The 14,738-nt window shown below is 51.5% G+C and carries 16 protein-coding genes; 5 read left to right on the forward strand and 11 right to left on the reverse strand.

The genetic code is table 11. The features are described 5' to 3' along the window. Positions 1-111 precede the first annotated feature (111 nt). Positions 112-417 (forward strand): hypothetical protein, encoded by a 306-nt coding sequence (locus ACUU1M_RS14495; protein ID WP_000639207.1) that lies wholly within the window; start codon positions 112-114, stop codon positions 415-417. A gap of 75 nt (positions 418-492) precedes the next feature. Here ACUU1M_RS14495 and nanQ read toward each other — a convergent pair whose 3' ends face one another. From nanQ to nanR, 6 genes are all read right to left on the reverse strand, one after another. Then, the gene (nanQ, locus tag ACUU1M_RS14500; protein WP_000979877.1) at positions 493-957 is read right to left on the reverse strand and encodes an N-acetylneuraminate anomerase; all 465 of its coding nucleotides are present in this window, start codon (positions 955-957) and stop codon (positions 493-495) included. Then, on the reverse strand, positions 954-1,829 hold the full coding sequence (gene nanK, locus ACUU1M_RS14505; RefSeq protein WP_000153624.1) for an N-acetylmannosamine kinase: 876 nt from the start codon (positions 1,827-1,829) through the stop codon (positions 954-956). The genes nanQ and nanK overlap by 4 nt, the downstream gene beginning before the upstream one ends. Further along, positions 1,826-2,515, reverse strand: a complete 690-nt coding sequence (locus ACUU1M_RS14510) for an N-acetylmannosamine-6-phosphate 2-epimerase (RefSeq protein WP_001300570.1) — start codon at positions 2,513-2,515, stop codon at positions 1,826-1,828. Before ACUU1M_RS14510 ends, nanK begins: the two co-directional genes overlap by 4 nt. A 47-nt stretch (positions 2,516-2,562) precedes the next feature. Continuing rightward, a complete protein-coding gene (gene nanT, locus ACUU1M_RS14515; RefSeq protein ID WP_000108448.1) occupies positions 2,563-4,053 on the reverse strand; it encodes a sialic acid transporter NanT in 1,491 nt (496 codons plus the stop codon). A 109-nt stretch (positions 4,054-4,162) separates the two neighbouring features. Then, positions 4,163-5,056, reverse strand: coding sequence for an N-acetylneuraminate lyase (gene nanA / locus ACUU1M_RS14520; RefSeq protein ID WP_000224714.1), 894 nt, complete (start codon positions 5,054-5,056; stop codon positions 4,163-4,165). A 121-nt stretch (positions 5,057-5,177) separates the two neighbouring features. Next, positions 5,178-5,969 carry a transcriptional regulator NanR gene (gene nanR, locus ACUU1M_RS14525; RefSeq protein ID WP_000523845.1) on the reverse strand — a complete coding sequence of 264 codons (792 nt, stop codon included), beginning with the start codon at positions 5,967-5,969 and terminating at the stop codon, positions 5,178-5,180. 379 nt (positions 5,970-6,348) lie between these two features. Here nanR and dcuC point away from each other — a divergent pair, with 379 nt between their 5' ends. Continuing rightward, a complete protein-coding gene (gene dcuC, locus ACUU1M_RS14530; protein ID WP_152028994.1) occupies positions 6,349-7,671 on the forward strand; it encodes an anaerobic C4-dicarboxylate transporter DcuC in 1,323 nt (440 codons plus the stop codon). 42 nt (positions 7,672-7,713) lie between these two features. Here the strand turns inward: dcuC and sspB are convergent, their stop codons facing one another. From sspB to zapE, 5 genes are all read right to left on the reverse strand, one after another. Next, positions 7,714-8,211, reverse strand: a complete 498-nt coding sequence (gene sspB, locus ACUU1M_RS14535) for a ClpXP protease specificity-enhancing factor (protein WP_000366129.1) — start codon at positions 8,209-8,211, stop codon at positions 7,714-7,716. Positions 8,212-8,216: 5 nt separating this feature from the next. Beyond that, positions 8,217-8,855 carry a stringent starvation protein SspA gene (gene sspA, locus ACUU1M_RS14540; RefSeq protein ID WP_000257293.1) on the reverse strand — a complete coding sequence of 213 codons (639 nt, stop codon included), beginning with the start codon at positions 8,853-8,855 and terminating at the stop codon, positions 8,217-8,219. A gap of 394 nt (positions 8,856-9,249) precedes the next feature. Next, positions 9,250-9,642, reverse strand: a complete 393-nt coding sequence (gene rpsI, locus ACUU1M_RS14545) for a 30S ribosomal protein S9 (protein WP_000829818.1) — start codon at positions 9,640-9,642, stop codon at positions 9,250-9,252. Positions 9,643-9,657: 15 nt separating this feature from the next. Next, on the reverse strand, positions 9,658-10,086 hold the full coding sequence (gene rplM / locus ACUU1M_RS14550; protein WP_000847559.1) for a 50S ribosomal protein L13: 429 nt from the start codon (positions 10,084-10,086) through the stop codon (positions 9,658-9,660). A gap of 218 nt (positions 10,087-10,304) precedes the next feature. Beyond that, positions 10,305-11,432, reverse strand: a complete 1,128-nt coding sequence (gene zapE, locus ACUU1M_RS14555; protein ID WP_001192314.1) for a cell division protein ZapE — start codon at positions 11,430-11,432, stop codon at positions 10,305-10,307. 193 nt (positions 11,433-11,625) lie between these two features. On the opposite strand from zapE, the gene zapG reads away from it, so the two are divergent. The 3 genes from zapG (at position 11,626) to degS (ending at position 14,702) form a co-directional block, all read left to right on the forward strand. Next, complete coding sequence (zapG, locus tag ACUU1M_RS14560) at positions 11,626-12,024, forward strand: Z-ring associated protein ZapG (RefSeq protein ID WP_001295270.1); 399 nt, start codon at positions 11,626-11,628, stop codon at positions 12,022-12,024. A gap of 153 nt (positions 12,025-12,177) precedes the next feature. Further along, complete coding sequence (degQ, locus tag ACUU1M_RS14565) at positions 12,178-13,545, forward strand: serine endoprotease DegQ (RefSeq protein WP_152028995.1); 1,368 nt, start codon at positions 12,178-12,180, stop codon at positions 13,543-13,545. Positions 13,546-13,634: 89 nt separating this feature from the next. After that, positions 13,635-14,702: an outer membrane-stress sensor serine endopeptidase DegS gene (gene degS / locus ACUU1M_RS14570; protein WP_000497724.1), complete on the forward strand. Its 1,068-nt coding sequence runs from the start codon at positions 13,635-13,637 to the stop codon at positions 14,700-14,702. Positions 14,703-14,738: the final 36 nt, after the last annotated feature.

Raw genomic sequence — 14,738 nt, forward strand, 5'->3', positions numbered from 1 at the left:
TCGTCTGGGGAATATCTCCCCGGCAGCCTTCAGGGAAAATATCATCAGATGGCTGCTTAAAAAAGAACAAATGGTAGTGTCCGCTATTGCCAGTACACCTCAAAAGTTGCCATGATTTACATTGAACAGCTTGAATTAATCCATAAAAGTGGTGATGTGTTGTATCCAGTAAAAATAACCAGAAAATCATCAGGAAAAACTGCCTTCCACCTTGTTCCATTCGGCTTAAATAAGACTCACGACCTTCTAGAGGTGGAAGATGCTTCAGAAGCAATTCGGCTGGTGATTGATGAACGTCATTCCATTCGCTGCAGTACACTTACAGCAACTATTACGAATAAAAAGGGCAAGCGAATTAAGCGGACAGGTATATACAGTATCAAGGGTGTTAACATAAAAGAATACAACATCAGGTAATGGCACAGAGCGGTCCGTCAGTTCAGGTTTGGCTCTGTGCCAAAGATGGGTCAGGTCACACCTGATCTAATAAATTTAAGCCATTAAATCAGCCTTAACCTTCACCACCACCTTTTTAATCTCACCCGGCTCGCCAACAACGCATCCCGGCTTATGCGGCTCTCCTGGCATAAACACGGCGAACATTCCCAGTTTCAGGATGATGGTTTGCTCGTTTTCAATGGCGCTACAAAGCTGGTAATCATCTTCATGGTGGAACTCTTCACATTGGCGCGCAGTGCCTGCCATGCCAAACAGAATCCGTTCCTCACCGTTTAATAACAGCTGGATATCAATGTATTGCTCGTGCAATTCCGCTTTTTTCTCGACGGGCGATTGAGTGTTAAACGTCATGACATTCATAAAAATATTGTCGCCCTGTAATTCGTAACGACCCGGCGCTTTTTCTTGCGGTCTGGCAGCTAAGGCCAGCGTTAACGCGTCCTGTAACGCAGGATGTAACCCAGCAGACGGTAATGACTGTACTTCACCCATCATCATAATTTTTCTCCCTGGGCCAACAGCGCAGCCCCAAGTAAACCTGCATCATGGCGGTAATGCGCCGCCAGTAAATCAACATGAAATGCCGCTGGCTCCTGCGCCAGATACATTTCCACCAACGCCAGATACCCTTCTGCCAGACCAACGCTGCCACCAACCACCACGCACTGGCAATCAGTTGTGGCTTTAATATCAGCGATCAGCCTTGCAAGCGTACGTGCGGAGCGATGAATCAGTTGCTGCGCCTGCTCATCGCCCTGCCCGGCGCGTGTGAAAATAGTTCTCGCATCCGCGCCAGCCAGCTCGCCCTGCGCTGCCGCCGCAATGCCGCGACCAGAAGCAATTGCTTCCACGCAACCTGTGCGTCCACAGCCGCAGACTGGGCCGTGTGGATCGGCAAGCGTATGCCCGATGTGCCCCGCCAGACCGCCAGGGCCGGTAAGCAGTTTGCCGCCGCTCACTACACCGCCGCCGACGCCAGTGGAAACGGTGATAAAGACCATATCGGTTATATCGCCTTCCAGCGCCTGATACTCTGCCCATGCTGCGGCCTGCGCGTCGTTAATGGCAATGGTCGGCAAATTGGTAAGTTGTTCCAGCGTTTTGACTAACGGAAAGTGTAGCAATCCACCGAGATTATGCGGATTCAGCGCCAGCAAACTGCCGTCGCGAATAATTCCGGTTGAAGCGATGGCAACCCGCTGCGCATGAGCTTGCAACGGAGAGACTAATGCGGATAAGGCATCACGCAAGGCTTCTGGTGTCTGGCTGGCTGGCGTAGGAAGTTCACGACGATCGCGGATCTGCCCGTCAGCGCCAATCAGCGCGGCGGCAAGTTTAGTACCGCCGATATCAATCGCCAGTATGGTCATAGCACCGCCTTTTTCATCGCTGTGTTGTACCACTGACAAATGTGTTCAAGACGCGTAATGGCAGAACCGACCGTCACCGCCCACGCGCCGTGGCGCATCGCATCTGCCGCCTGAGCAGGCGTGTTGTAACGCCCTTCGGCAATCACCCGACATCCGGCTTCGCTCAACGTTTTCACCAGCGCCAGATCCGGCTCTTCTGGCGTTTCAGGCGTGGTATAGCCAGAAAGCGTAGTGCCAATAATTTCGGCTCCCAGCTTTTGGCATGCCAGGCCGTCTTCCGGCGTTGAGCAGTCGGTCATCGCCAGTAAACCGTGATGATGGATACGTGCCAGCAGCGTTTCAACAGGCACCGGACGCGGGCGGTCGGTGCCGTCAATGGCGATAATGTCCGCGCCCGCCTGCGCCAGCGCATCGACATCTTCAATATAGGCCGTGATGCGTACCGGAGAATCCTCCAGATCGCGTTTCACAATTCCAATAATCGGCACGCTCACCACCGCACGCGTGGCTTGCAGATTTGCCACACCTTCGATGCGAATGGCAACCGCGCCCGCCTGCTCTGCCGCTAATGCCATGGCTGCGACGATTTCGGGTTTATCGAGCGGGCTGTCAGGAACCGGCTGGCAGGAGACAATCAGGCCACCGTTAGCAGCGATTTTTTGATCCAGTTGTGCAAGTAACGACATACATCTTCCCTTAGCGAAAGGCCCGGTACATAGACCGGGCAACAGGATTAACTTTTGGTTTTGACTAAATCGTTTTTGGCGCTGCCAAATGGCACGGCACCGCTAAATGGTTTGCCGTCGATAGCGTCATGAGTACGCAATGCTTCCGGGCGCAGCCAACGCTGAACGCGGGAAGGCATATCCAGACCAATCAGCAGGATCACCACAAATGTCAGGCTGAACGAGAGCGATGCCAGCGCAGTACCCAGATCCAGACGTTGAGCGATCAACGCGCCGATGATTGGGGCCAGTGCGCCACCCAATGCGCCAACGTTGTAGGTAAAGCCCAGGCCCGCTGCACGCTGGTCGGTATCGAAATAACCGCCAATCAGTTTCGGTAAGATCCCGGCGATCCCTTGTCCAAGCATTTGCTGGAAGAACAGTAACAGACCGAGCACCCAGACGTTTGCGCCGCCAATCGCAAATACCGGAATAATCAGCAGCTGCGAGGCCAGCAGGCTACAAACGTACGCTTTGCGGGTTCCCAGCCAGTCACCGAGGAAGCCACCTACGCAGCATCCCACGGCCGCGCCAAAGCCACTAAAGAACAGCACATTGGCGACAGTATGCGGGTTATAAGCCAGATCGGTTTTCAGATACGTTGGCAGCAGCGCCTGAATCGGCCATGAGTAGAGGAAAGCAAACAACACGACCACCATCAGCATTACGCCCGTTGGCCAGCGTTTACCCGTACTTTGCACCATAAAGCTGATAAAGATTGCGGCGCATAACAGCCCGAGAACAGCGACGATTGCAGCATTTTGCAGGTTACCGGCGAAGCAGAACCACAGCGCAGTAGCCGCCGCCAGTGTCATTACGATATTGGCAATGCGATGTTCACCACGGTAGAGAATATCCACCATTGTGCGTACTGGTGCTTTACCTGCGTGTTTCTCTTTCCAGTCTTCCGCTTCCGGGATGTTTTTACGCAGCCAGAGAGCAAAGATGATTGGCAAAATGCCGATAAAGAACAGCGCACGCCAACCCCAGACCGGAACCACCAGGCTATAGACCTGAGCGGCAACGACGGCCCCCACAGAGAAGCCTGAAATCAAAAAACCACTGGCTTTGTTACGCAGATGTTTTGGCCAGCTTTCAATGACATAGGTGGCGCTGGAACCGTATTCACCCGCCATCCCCATGCCGATGACCAGACGAGCGATAAACATGGTGATGTAGCCTGCCGCAAAGCCGCAGGCCAGCGTCCCTGCCGAGAAGAGAACGATGCTGGTGACCATTGCCAGACGACGCCCGTAGCGGTCACCCATAGCGCCGAGCATCAGGCCGCCGAACCAGCGAGAGATAAAGGCTGCGGAGATCAGACTTGCCGCCTGCACCGTCGTCAGCCCGAATTCACCCTGTACTTCGGTGAGTACCAGGGCGATTAAAACGAAATCAAAACCGTCAAGCAGATATCCCAACCAGGCAGCGGAAAATGCACGCCATTGTGCACGGTTGAGATGGCGATACCACGGGATATTCTGGGTTGTAGTACTCATTGTGAGTCTCCCGCGGTGGGCGATGCCCACACGCTTTGGTATGAAAATTGTAGGGTACAGATGCGTTTATTTCCCCTCACCCGGTAGGGGCGAGCGAGGGGAAAACAACTCACCCGCGCTCTTGCATCAACTGCTGGGCCAGCGCCTTCAGTTCTGGCAGATATTTTTCATCTACCGGTCCAAACGGTTTGCGGCACAGCGGCACAGAAACGACATCCATATAATGCAGGACAGTTTTCAGGCCGCGGAATACGCCCGTTTTGATCAGTAAATCAATGACTTTGTTGCACTCAGTTTGCAGTTTCTGCGCGGTCTGGATATCGCCTTCTTTCAGCGCCTTCACGATCCCCTGATATCGCCAGCCCATGATGTTGTAAGTACTGCCGATACCACCATCAGCGCCTGCCAGCAAGCCGGAAGCGAAGATTTCGTCGTAACCGTTATAGAGCACCAGATCAGGATGTTCACGACGGATCTGTTCCATCTGATAGAGATCGCCAGAAGTCTGTTTCAGCGCACCGACGCCAGGCAACGTAACCAGGGTGTTGATCTGATCCAGGGTCAGTTTTACCCCACTCAGGGCTGGAATGTTGTACACCACCATCGGCAAACCATCCGCTGAATCAATAATTGCCCGATAGTGATCGCAGTGTTCTTCAAAGCTGAAAGGATAGTAGAACGGCGTGACGGCGGAGACGGCATCGAAGCCATAACGTTTAGCCGATGCCGCAAGTTGTTGGCTTTCGGCGGTGCTGACGCAACCGACGTGGGCGATGAGTTTAATCTTACCTTTCGCCTCTTCGGCGACGATTTCCAGTACCTGTTCACGCTCGGAAAGGCTTTGTACAAAGGCTTCGCCGGTCGAACCACCCACGTATAAACCGTCGATGCCCTGCTGAATATTGAACTGAACCAGGCGGCGCAGACTCGCTTTATCCAGTGCTTGTTGTTGATCAAAAGGAGTCAGGAGTGCAGCCATTACGCCACGTAAATTCGTTGCCATAAATACCTCTGAAGTGATGCTTGTCTGATAAACGATATACCTTTATACCTGTTATACCAGATCAATTAAGCAACACCCCATACAGAAAGCTTATAATGCGATCTGCTTCACTAAAGTGGCATTATTTCTTTTTGTTGGTGGTCTGACCGAAAGCGTGCCAGGTAGCAGAGACGCTGTTGAGATGCGATTGCAACGCACGATCGGCTTCGTCAGGATCATGACGGCGGATCGCATCAACGATCGCAATATGCTGTTGATAACTAACGTTGTTATGTTCGTGCAGTGCCTGATCGGTAACCGTTGGGCGTGCGGCAATAAGCCAGTCGAGCAGGGCAACGTGGATCGCCATGAAGATTGGGTTACCGGGGATCTCCGCCAGCACGCGGTGGAAATCAACGTCTGAACGAATGAATGCCGCGTTGTTATCCAGCGACTGACTGTTGATTTCCAGTGCTTTTGCCAGCAAATCGATTTGCTCATCGGTGGCGTGTTCAGCCGCATAGCGCACCAGGCTGGATTCAAAGAACAGACGTAATTGTTCGAAATGGGCAATCCCACCAGGATGAGAAAGGAAATCTTTCGCCATGCCGGAAAGCTCGCCGATGATGGTGTCCGCAGAAGGTCGAGAGACACGAGCGCGTTCGCCGTTGTTTATTTGCACCAGACCTTTGCGTTTTAACGCTGCCAGCGCTTCACGCACAGAAGGACGCCCGACGTTAAAGAACGCCATCAGTTCGCGTTCAGACGGTAATTGTTCACCTTCGCCAAATTCACGACGGCGGATCATCTGTTCCAGCTCTTCTTCCACCATTTCGGAGAGTTTTTTACGCGCCAGCGGGCGGCTACGCAAGTTGCGACCAATTGCAGGTGAAGAATCTTCGGTTTGCGAATCAAATGCGTTCATAAGGCCCATTCTGTAAGGTCAGTGTGATTAACATCATCAGTGACATCCTATCACAGGATTGAAAGTAGGGGAAAATGGCAGGTTTTTCTCTTTGTGCCTCATCATTACCATAATTAACGGAATAATTAACTATTGCGAAAAATTAATGTAACGCAGATAAACACATCCCGATTGAATTATTCATAAGACTATTCACAAGCATTATGAATATTATGAATGTGTTCTTACAAAATAATCATAATCGCATATTTTTTAATGAAAAATCACCTCACCTACAATTAAAAACACGACATCCGCACCATAAATAGACTTGCAAAAAATATAACATCATTGTTTTCAATCTGCCGTTTATGGGATTGACCGTTTTCTTTTGACACGGAGTTCAACAATGTTCGGCATAATTATATCTGTCATCGTATTAATTACGATGGGCTATTTGATCCTGAAAAACTACAAACCTCAGGTGGTGCTGGCTGCCGCAGGTGTCTTCCTGATGATGTGCGGAGTCTGGTTAGGGTTCGGTGGTGTACTCGATCCCGCCAAAAGCAGCGGCTACTTGATCGTCGACATTTATAATGAAATCCTGCGCATGCTGTCCAACCGCATTGCCGGATTGGGGCTGTCGATTATGGCGGTGGGCGGTTATGCCCGCTACATGGAGCGCATAGGAGCCAGTCGCGCGATGGTGAGCTTGCTAAGCCGCCCGTTAAAACTCATTCGCTCGCCGTATATTATTCTGTCGGCAACTTACGTCATCGGCCAAATCATGGCGCAGTTTATTACCAGCGCCTCCGGTCTGGGTATGTTGCTGATGGTCACCTTATTTCCGACGCTGGTGAGTCTGGGAGTAAGTCGCCTCTCTGCGGTGGCGGTTATCGCAACCACGATGTCCATTGAGTGGGGGATTCTGGAAACGAACTCCATTTTTGCAGCCCAGGTCGCGGGAATGAAAATTGCCACATACTTCTTCCACTACCAGCTTCCGGTCGCCTCTTGCGTCATTATCTCGGTGGCGATCTCCCACTTTTTCGTGCAACGCGCTTTTGACAAAAAAGATAAAAATATCAATCACGAACAGGCAGAGCAAAAAACTCTCGATAATGTCCCGCCGCTCTATTACGCCATTTTACCTGTGATGCCGTTAATCCTGATGCTCGGCTCGCTGTTCCTCGCCCACGTCGGGCTGATGAAGTCAGAACTGCATCTGGTGGTGGTGATGTTACTAAGTTTGACGGTGACGATGTTTGTTGAGTTCTTCCGCAAGCATAACTTGCGCGAAACAATGGACGATGTGCAGGCGTTTTTTGACGGCATGGGTACGCAGTTTGTCAACGTGGTAACGCTGGTGGTCGCGGGTGAAATATTTGCGAAAGGCTTAACGACGATTGGCACTGTTGATGCGGTTATCAGGGGTGCGGAGCATTCTGGTCTGGGCGGTATTGGCGTGATGATTATTATGGCGCTAGTCATTGCCATTTGTGCCATTGTGATGGGCTCTGGCAATGCGCCGTTTATGTCATTTGCCAGTCTTATTCCGAATATCGCAGCCGGACTACATGTACCAGCGGTTGTAATGATTATGCCGATGCATTTTGCCACGACGCTAGCGCGCGCGGTTTCGCCGATTACTGCGGTGGTGAAGCGGACAGCGATCCCCATGGCAGTCGGTTTCGTGGTGAATATGATTGCCACAATCACGCTATTTTATTAAGTCATTAAAAAGACAAAACAGGCCGCCTGGGCCTGTTTTGTATTACTTCACAACGCGTAATGCCGGTCGACCACCGCGTGGTGGCTGCGGAGGTTCATCGTCAGGATGAGTGTCATCATCGTGATCTGGCTTGTCGCCATCAATAACCGACATAACGGTTTCATTGTCTGCCGATGCCTCTTCATCATTCATGATGCTGGTATCTTCATCGTAGGCAGCTTCAGGCTCAAACATCGTGCCTGCGCCATTTTCACGGGCGTAGATAGCCAGCACGGCAGCCAGCGGCACAGAAACCTGACGCGGAATGCCACCAAAGCGCGCGTTAAAGCGCACCTCATCATTCGCCAGTTCCAGATTGCCGACAGCACGCGGCGCAATGTTGAGTACGATTTGCCCGTCACGCGCATATTCCATAGGAACCTGCACGCCAGGGAGCGTCACATCCACCACCAGGTGCGGCGTGAGCTGGTTATCCAGCAACCACTCATAGAATGCACGCAGCAGATAGGGACGACGTGGTGTTAGCTGTGACAAATCCATACAGATTAACTCCGGCCCAGACGCATTTCACGTTCTGCTTCAGTTAAAGAAGCAAGGAAAGAGTCACGCTCAAAGACGCGGGTCATATAGCCTTTCAGCTCTTTCGCACCCGGGCCGCTGAACTCGATGCCCAGTTGCGGCAGACGCCACAGCAGCGGAGCAAGGTAGCAATCGACCAGGCTGAACTCATCGCTCAGGAAGTACGGCTTCTGACCGAAGACCGGCGCAATCGCCAGCAGTTCTTCGCGCAGTTGCTTACGTGCGGCATCTGCTTCAGAAGCTGAACCGTTGATGATAGTGTTCATCAGCGTGTACCAGTCTTTTTCGATGCGATGCATGTACAGACGGCTTTCACCGCGAGCTACCGGGTAAACAGGCATCAGTGGCGGATGCGGGAAACGCTCATCCAGATATTCCATAATGATGCGAGATTCCCACAGGGTCAGCTCACGATCCACCAGGGTCGGAACGCTCTGATTCGGGTTGAGGTCAATCAGATCCTGAGGCGGATTGTCCTTTTCCACGTGTTCGATCTCGAAACTTACACCTTTCTCAGCCAGCACAATGCGGACCTGATGGCTATAGATGTCAGTAGGACCGGAAAACAGCGTCATTACCGAACGTTTGTTGGCAGCGACAGCCATGAAAACCTCCAGGTATAGTCAGAATTTTTACTGCTACCAGCCACCAGGTGGCCAGTCAGAAGTTGTGTTACCCAATAAGGAACGACTCTCTTTGTTCGAAAATCAAACAAAAAATGAGCAATACCCGACATTTGGGCAGAAAATTGGATGATAGTTTACCAGATTTTGCGACCTTTGTGGTGAGTGGATGCCGGAAATGGGGAAAAAGAGATGCGCTTTAGTCTGAAATAGTTGACTTAGACCCTTATTGGCGATGTGGTTTTTGTTTTACCTGTCTTTCAGACGGCAGCAAAAAGCAACTTCCCATTTTTTACGCTGATTCAGAATTTAGCCATAAAAAAACCCGCCGAAGCGGGTTTTTTCGCAAATTGTTTTCTGCCGGAGCAGAAGCCAATTAACGTTTGGAGAACTGCGGACGACGACGTGCTTTACGCAGACCGACTTTCTTACGTTCAACCTGACGAGCGTCACGAGTAACGAAGCCAGCTTTACGCAGTTCAGAACGCAGGGACTCGTCGTATTCCATCAGAGCGCGGGTGATACCGTGACGGATCGCACCAGCCTGACCAGAGATACCACCACCTTTAACGGTGATGTACAGGTCCAGTTTCTCAACCATGTCGACCAGTTCCAGCGGCTGACGAACTACCATGCGGGCAGTTTCACGACCGAAGTACTGTTCCAGAGAACGTTGGTTGATTACGATTTTACCGTTGCCCGGTTTGATGAAAACGCGAGCTGCGGAACTTTTGCGGCGACCAGTGCCGTAGTATTGATTTTCAGCCATTGCCTATAATCCCGATTAGATGTCAAGAACTTGCGGTTGCTGTGCCGCGTGGTTGTGCTCGTTACCCGCGTAAACTTTCAGTTTACGGAACATAGCACGACCCAGCGGGCCTTTTGGCAACATGCCTTTAACCGCGATTTCAATCACACGCTCAGGACGGCGAGCAATCATCTCTTCAAAGGTCGCTTGTTTGATACCACCGATGTGGCCGGTGTGGTGATAGTACACTTTGTCAGTACGCTTGTTGCCGGTTACAGCAACTTTGTCAGCGTTCAGAACGATGATGTAATCACCGGTATCTACGTGCGGAGTATATTCCGCTTTGTGCTTACCGCGCAGGCGACGAGCCAGTTCAGTAGCCAGACGGCCCAGAGTTTTACCGGTCGCGTCAACAACATACCAGTCGCGTTTTACGGTTTCTGGTTTAGCTGTAAAAGTTTTCATTAAAAGCTTACCCAATAAATAGTTACACGTTGGTGAACACCCAAACGTCTTCAATTGTTGAGGTTCACACGACAAAGTCCGGCAAACCTACCCCTTCGAATAGCCTATGCCAGCACACAAAAAGTTTTGGGAAAAAAACTTTCTTGTAACGTGGGGTCGCAGGATTATAGAGAAGTCGGGGTCAAAGATCGACCCCTTTTTGTGATTTGTGGCAGGTTTTAACCCGCCAAATGCTCGCGCTTCAGATACTCTTCGCTTTGCATCTCTTGCAGACGTGACAGGCAACGCTGGAACTCAAACTTCAGCCGCTCACCCTGATAAATTTCATACAGCGGCACTTCTGCACTCACCACTAATTTGACATGGCGCTCGTAAAACTCATCCACCAGCGCAATAAAGCGCCGCGCTTCGCTCTCCATCAACCGCGTCATGACTGGCACATCAAACAACATTACTGTGTGAAACAGGCGTGAGAGCGCAATATAGTCATGCTGACTGCGGGCGTCGACGCACAGCGTAGTAAAAGAAACCGCCAGCGTCTGGTTCTCGACGCCCATTGTCGCCAATGGCCGATGGTTGATTTCTAACGTCGGTGAATTTTCTCGTTTCACCCCCGCCAGCGCCAACCATAGTTTATCCATCTGCGCCCGGGTTTCATCGTTGAGTGGCGAAAGCCACAGATGCGCCTGAGTGAGTGTACGCAGTCGATAATCAACACCAGCGTCCACGTTCATTACATCACAATGCTGTTTAATGGCATCGATTGCAGGCAGAAAACGCGCACGTTGCAGGCCATTTCGATAAAGTTCGTCCGGCGGAATATTTGACGTCGCTACCAGGGTAATACCGCGGGTGAACAGGGCTTTCATCAGACCGCCAAGTAGCATGGCGTCGGTAATATCAGAAACAAAAAATTCGTCAAAACAGAGCACGTCAGTTTCGGCTTTAAAGCGATCGGCAATAATTTCCAGCGGATCGGTCTGCCCCTGTAAGGCAGTTAGCTCTTCGTGCACCCGCAGCATAAAACGGTGAAAGTGCAGGCGCTGTTTCCGCTCTCCCGGCAGGCTTTGATAGAAAAGGTCCATCAGCCAGGTTTTCCCGCGTCCTACACCGCCCCACATATATAAGCCACGCACTGGCGTATGCTTTGTGTCTTCGCGTTTACCCCACAGCTTACCGACCCGCGCCATTAGCCCACTCGTCCTGGGGGCTGGTGGCCTGCTATTGATGAGTTCTTGATAAATAATTTCCAGGCGGCTGACGGCCTCTTTTTGAACGTCGTCGGGTTGATGGCTGCCTTCATTGAGCGCCTTCAGGTATTGCGATGTTGGGGTAACGCTTTGCATGATCTTATTGTTATTCCTTGAATAATCGGTGCGCCGTTGTTCACGGTTGACGAAAAAAAGGCCGTTCTACACTACGCGATATGCAGTCGGGATTCCACTTCTGTGGAATTAACGGTTATAGTGGCATAATCAGCCGCAGGCATGGAGCCTGAAGCCAACACCCTACGGAAACAAAAGACAACGGGAGATGTTCATGACCTGGGAATATGCGCTAATTGGGTTAGTCGTCGGCATCATTATTGGTGCTGTGGCCATGCGTTTTGGTAATCGTAAACTACGCCAGCAACAGGCGTTGCAGTACGAACTGGAAAAGAATAAAGCTGAACTGGACGAGTATCGCGAAGAGCTGGTTAGCCACTTTGCCCGCAGCGCGGAATTACTGGATACCATGGCGCACGACTATCGCCAGCTGTATCAGCACATGGCAAAAAGCTCCAGCAGCCTGCTGCCGGAACTGTCTGCTGAAGCAAACCCGTTCCGTAATCGTCTGGCAGAGTCTGAAGCCAGCAACGATCAGGCACCGGTGCAGATGCCTCGCGACTATTCTGAAGGCGCATCCGGCCTGCTGCGTACAGGCGCGAAGCGCGACTAATTTATTTTTCGGGCGCAGCCATTGCGCCCTCCTCTTCTCTCCCTCCCCGACTATCATTTAATCTGGTGTCTCATTGTTAGCCGTCTGAAAATTCAATAACATCAAACTGTTTTGAATCTCTTTTCTTATCATTCAGGTACGAGAGCAGGAATAATGAAAAAACAAACCCAGCTGTTGAGTGCATTAGCGTTAAGTGCCGGGTTAACTCTCTCGGCGTCATTTCAGGCCGTCGCGTCGATTCCAGGCCAGGTTGCCGATCAGGCCCCTCTCCCCAGTCTGGCTCCAATGCTGGAAAAAGTGCTTCCGGCAGTGGTGAGCGTACGGGTGGAAGGAACGGCCAGTCAGGGACAGAAAATCCCGGAAGAATTCAAAAAGTTTTTTGGTGATGATTTACCGGATCAACCTGCACAACCCTTCGAAGGTTTAGGTTCCGGTGTCATCATCAACGCCAGTAAAGGCTATGTGCTGACCAACAACCATGTGATTAATCAGGCACAGAAAATCAGTATTCAGCTCAATGATAGGCGCGAGTTTGATGCAAAACTGATTGGTAGCGATGACCAGAGCGATATCGCCCTGTTACAAATTCAAAACCCGAGCAAATTAACGCAAATCGCTATTGCCGACTCCGATAAATTGCGCGTCGGTGATTTTGCCGTAGCGGTCGGTAACCCATTTGGCCTTGGGCAAACCGCCACCTCTGGCATTGTTTCCGCATTAGGCCGCAGCGGGTTGAATCTTGAAGGTCTGGAAAACTTTATCCAGACAGATGCTTCCATTAACCGCGGTAACTCCGGCGGTGCACTATTAAACCTTAATGGTGAGTTAATTGGCATCAACACTGCAATCCTTGCGCCTGGCGGCGGGAGCGTCGGGATTGGATTTGCCATCCCCAGTAATATGGCGCGAACACTGGCGCAGCAGCTTATCGACTTTGGTGAAATCAAACGCGGTTTGTTAGGCATCAAAGGCATCGAGATGAGTGCCGATATCGCCAAAGCCTTCAACCTTGACGTGCAGCGTGGCGCGTTTGTCAGCGAAGTGTTGCCAAGTTCTGGCTCAGCGAAAGCGGGCGTCAAAGCGGGCGATATTATTACCAGCCTCAACGGCAAACCGCTGAATAGCTTTGCTGAGTTGCGCTCTCGTATCGCGACTACAGAGCCGGGCACGAAAGTGAAGCTTGGCCTGCTGCGTAACGGCAAACCACTGGAAGTAGAAGTGACGCTTGATACCAGCACCTCTTCGTCGGCCAGCGCTGAAATGATCACGCCAGCGCTGGAAGGTGCAACGTTGAGCGATGGTCAGCTAAAAGATGGCGGCAAAGGTATTAAGATAGATGAAGTTGTCAAAGGAAGCCCAGCTGCTCAGGCTGGCTTGCAAAAAGACGATGTGATCATTGGCGTCAACCGCGATCGGGTGAACTCGATTGCTGAAATGCGTAAAGTGCTGGCGGCAAAACCGGCCATCATCGCCCTGCAAATTGTACGCGGCAATGAAAGCATCTATCTGCTGATGCGTTAATGTCGTAAACCGGGCATCAGGCTGACGTGTGATGTCCGGTTAACTCGTGGTATGCTGCTGCCGTTCCCTTTTTTAATGACGCCTCCATCATGTTTGTGAAGCTCTTACGTTCCGTTGCGATTGGATTAATTGTCGGCGCTATTCTGCTGGTTGCCATGCCTTCGCTGCGCAGCCTTAACCCGCTTTCCACTCCGCAATTTGACAGTACCGATGAGACGCCTGCCAGCTATAATCTGGCGGTTCGCCGCGCCGCGCCAGCGGTGGTTAACGTTTACAACCGTGGTTTGAACACCAACTCTCACAACCAGCTTGAGATCCGCACCCTGGGATCCGGTGTAATCATGGATCAACGCGGTTATATCATCACCAATAAACACGTCATCAACGACGCCGATCAGATCATCGTCGCCTTACAGGATGGACGTGTATTTGAAGCATTGCTGGTGGGATCTGACTCTCTAACCGATCTGGCGGTACTTAAAATTAATGCCACTGGCGGTTTACCTACCATTCCAATTAATGCACGTCGCGTACCGCACATTGGCGACGTAGTACTGGCGATCGGTAACCCGTACAACCTCGGGCAGACCATTACCCAAGGGATTATTAGTGCCACGGGTCGAATCGGTCTGAACCCGACCGGGCGGCAAAACTTCCTACAAACCGATGCTTCCATTAACCACGGTAACTCTGGCGGCGCGCTGGTGAACTCGCTGGGAGAACTGATGGGCATTAACACGCTGTCGTTTGATAAGAGTAACGATGGCGAAACGCCGGAAGGTATCGGCTTTGCGATTCCTTTCCAGTTAGCAACCAAAATTATGGATAAGCTGATCCGCGATGGTCGCGTGATCCGCGGCTACATTGGTATCGGCGGACGCGAGATCGCACCACTGCACGCGCAGAGCGGTGGTATAGATCAACTGCAAGGGATCGTGGTTAATGAAGTGTCACCTGACGGCCCAGCGGCGAATGCGGGTATTCAGGTCAACGATCTGATTATTTCGGTGGATAACAAACCGGCCATCTCTGCTCTGGAGACGATGGATCAGGTGGCGGAAATTCGCCCTGGTTCGGTGATCCCGGTTGTAGTGATGCGTGATGATAAGCAGTTAACGCTGCAGGTCACCATTCAGGAATATCCGGCAACCAATTAAGTCGAGTGCTCAAAACAAAAACCGGAGTCTGTGCTC

The sequence above is a fragment of the Shigella sp. SIG6 genome, from assembly GCF_053555815.1.

What these genes read in the sequence shown, in the direction of transcription:
- ACUU1M_RS14495 (WP_000639207.1), top strand. Translation starts at nt 112, where the DNA reads ATGATTTACATTGAACAGCTTGAATTAATCCATAAAAGTGGTGATGTG.
- nanQ (WP_000979877.1), bottom strand. Translation starts at nt 957, where the DNA reads ATGATGATGGGTGAAGTACAGTCATTACCGTCTGCTGGGTTACATCCT.
- nanK (WP_000153624.1), bottom strand. Translation starts at nt 1,829, where the DNA reads ATGACCATACTGGCGATTGATATCGGCGGTACTAAACTTGCCGCCGCG.
- ACUU1M_RS14510 (WP_001300570.1), bottom strand. Translation starts at nt 2,515, where the DNA reads ATGTCGTTACTTGCACAACTGGATCAAAAAATCGCTGCTAACGGTGGC.
- nanT (WP_000108448.1), bottom strand. Translation starts at nt 4,053, where the DNA reads ATGAGTACTACAACCCAGAATATCCCGTGGTATCGCCATCTCAACCGT.
- nanA (WP_000224714.1), bottom strand. Translation starts at nt 5,056, where the DNA reads ATGGCAACGAATTTACGTGGCGTAATGGCTGCACTCCTGACTCCTTTT.
- nanR (WP_000523845.1), bottom strand. Translation starts at nt 5,969, where the DNA reads ATGGGCCTTATGAACGCATTTGATTCGCAAACCGAAGATTCTTCACCT.
- dcuC (WP_152028994.1), top strand. Translation starts at nt 6,349, where the DNA reads ATGTTCGGCATAATTATATCTGTCATCGTATTAATTACGATGGGCTAT.
- sspB (WP_000366129.1), bottom strand. Translation starts at nt 8,211, where the DNA reads ATGGATTTGTCACAGCTAACACCACGTCGTCCCTATCTGCTGCGTGCA.
- sspA (WP_000257293.1), bottom strand. Translation starts at nt 8,855, where the DNA reads ATGGCTGTCGCTGCCAACAAACGTTCGGTAATGACGCTGTTTTCCGGT.
- rpsI (WP_000829818.1), bottom strand. Translation starts at nt 9,642, where the DNA reads ATGGCTGAAAATCAATACTACGGCACTGGTCGCCGCAAAAGTTCCGCA.
- rplM (WP_000847559.1), bottom strand. Translation starts at nt 10,086, where the DNA reads ATGAAAACTTTTACAGCTAAACCAGAAACCGTAAAACGCGACTGGTAT.
- zapE (WP_001192314.1), bottom strand. Translation starts at nt 11,432, where the DNA reads ATGCAAAGCGTTACCCCAACATCGCAATACCTGAAGGCGCTCAATGAA.
- zapG (WP_001295270.1), top strand. Translation starts at nt 11,626, where the DNA reads ATGACCTGGGAATATGCGCTAATTGGGTTAGTCGTCGGCATCATTATT.
- degQ (WP_152028995.1), top strand. Translation starts at nt 12,178, where the DNA reads ATGAAAAAACAAACCCAGCTGTTGAGTGCATTAGCGTTAAGTGCCGGG.
- degS (WP_000497724.1), top strand. Translation starts at nt 13,635, where the DNA reads ATGTTTGTGAAGCTCTTACGTTCCGTTGCGATTGGATTAATTGTCGGC.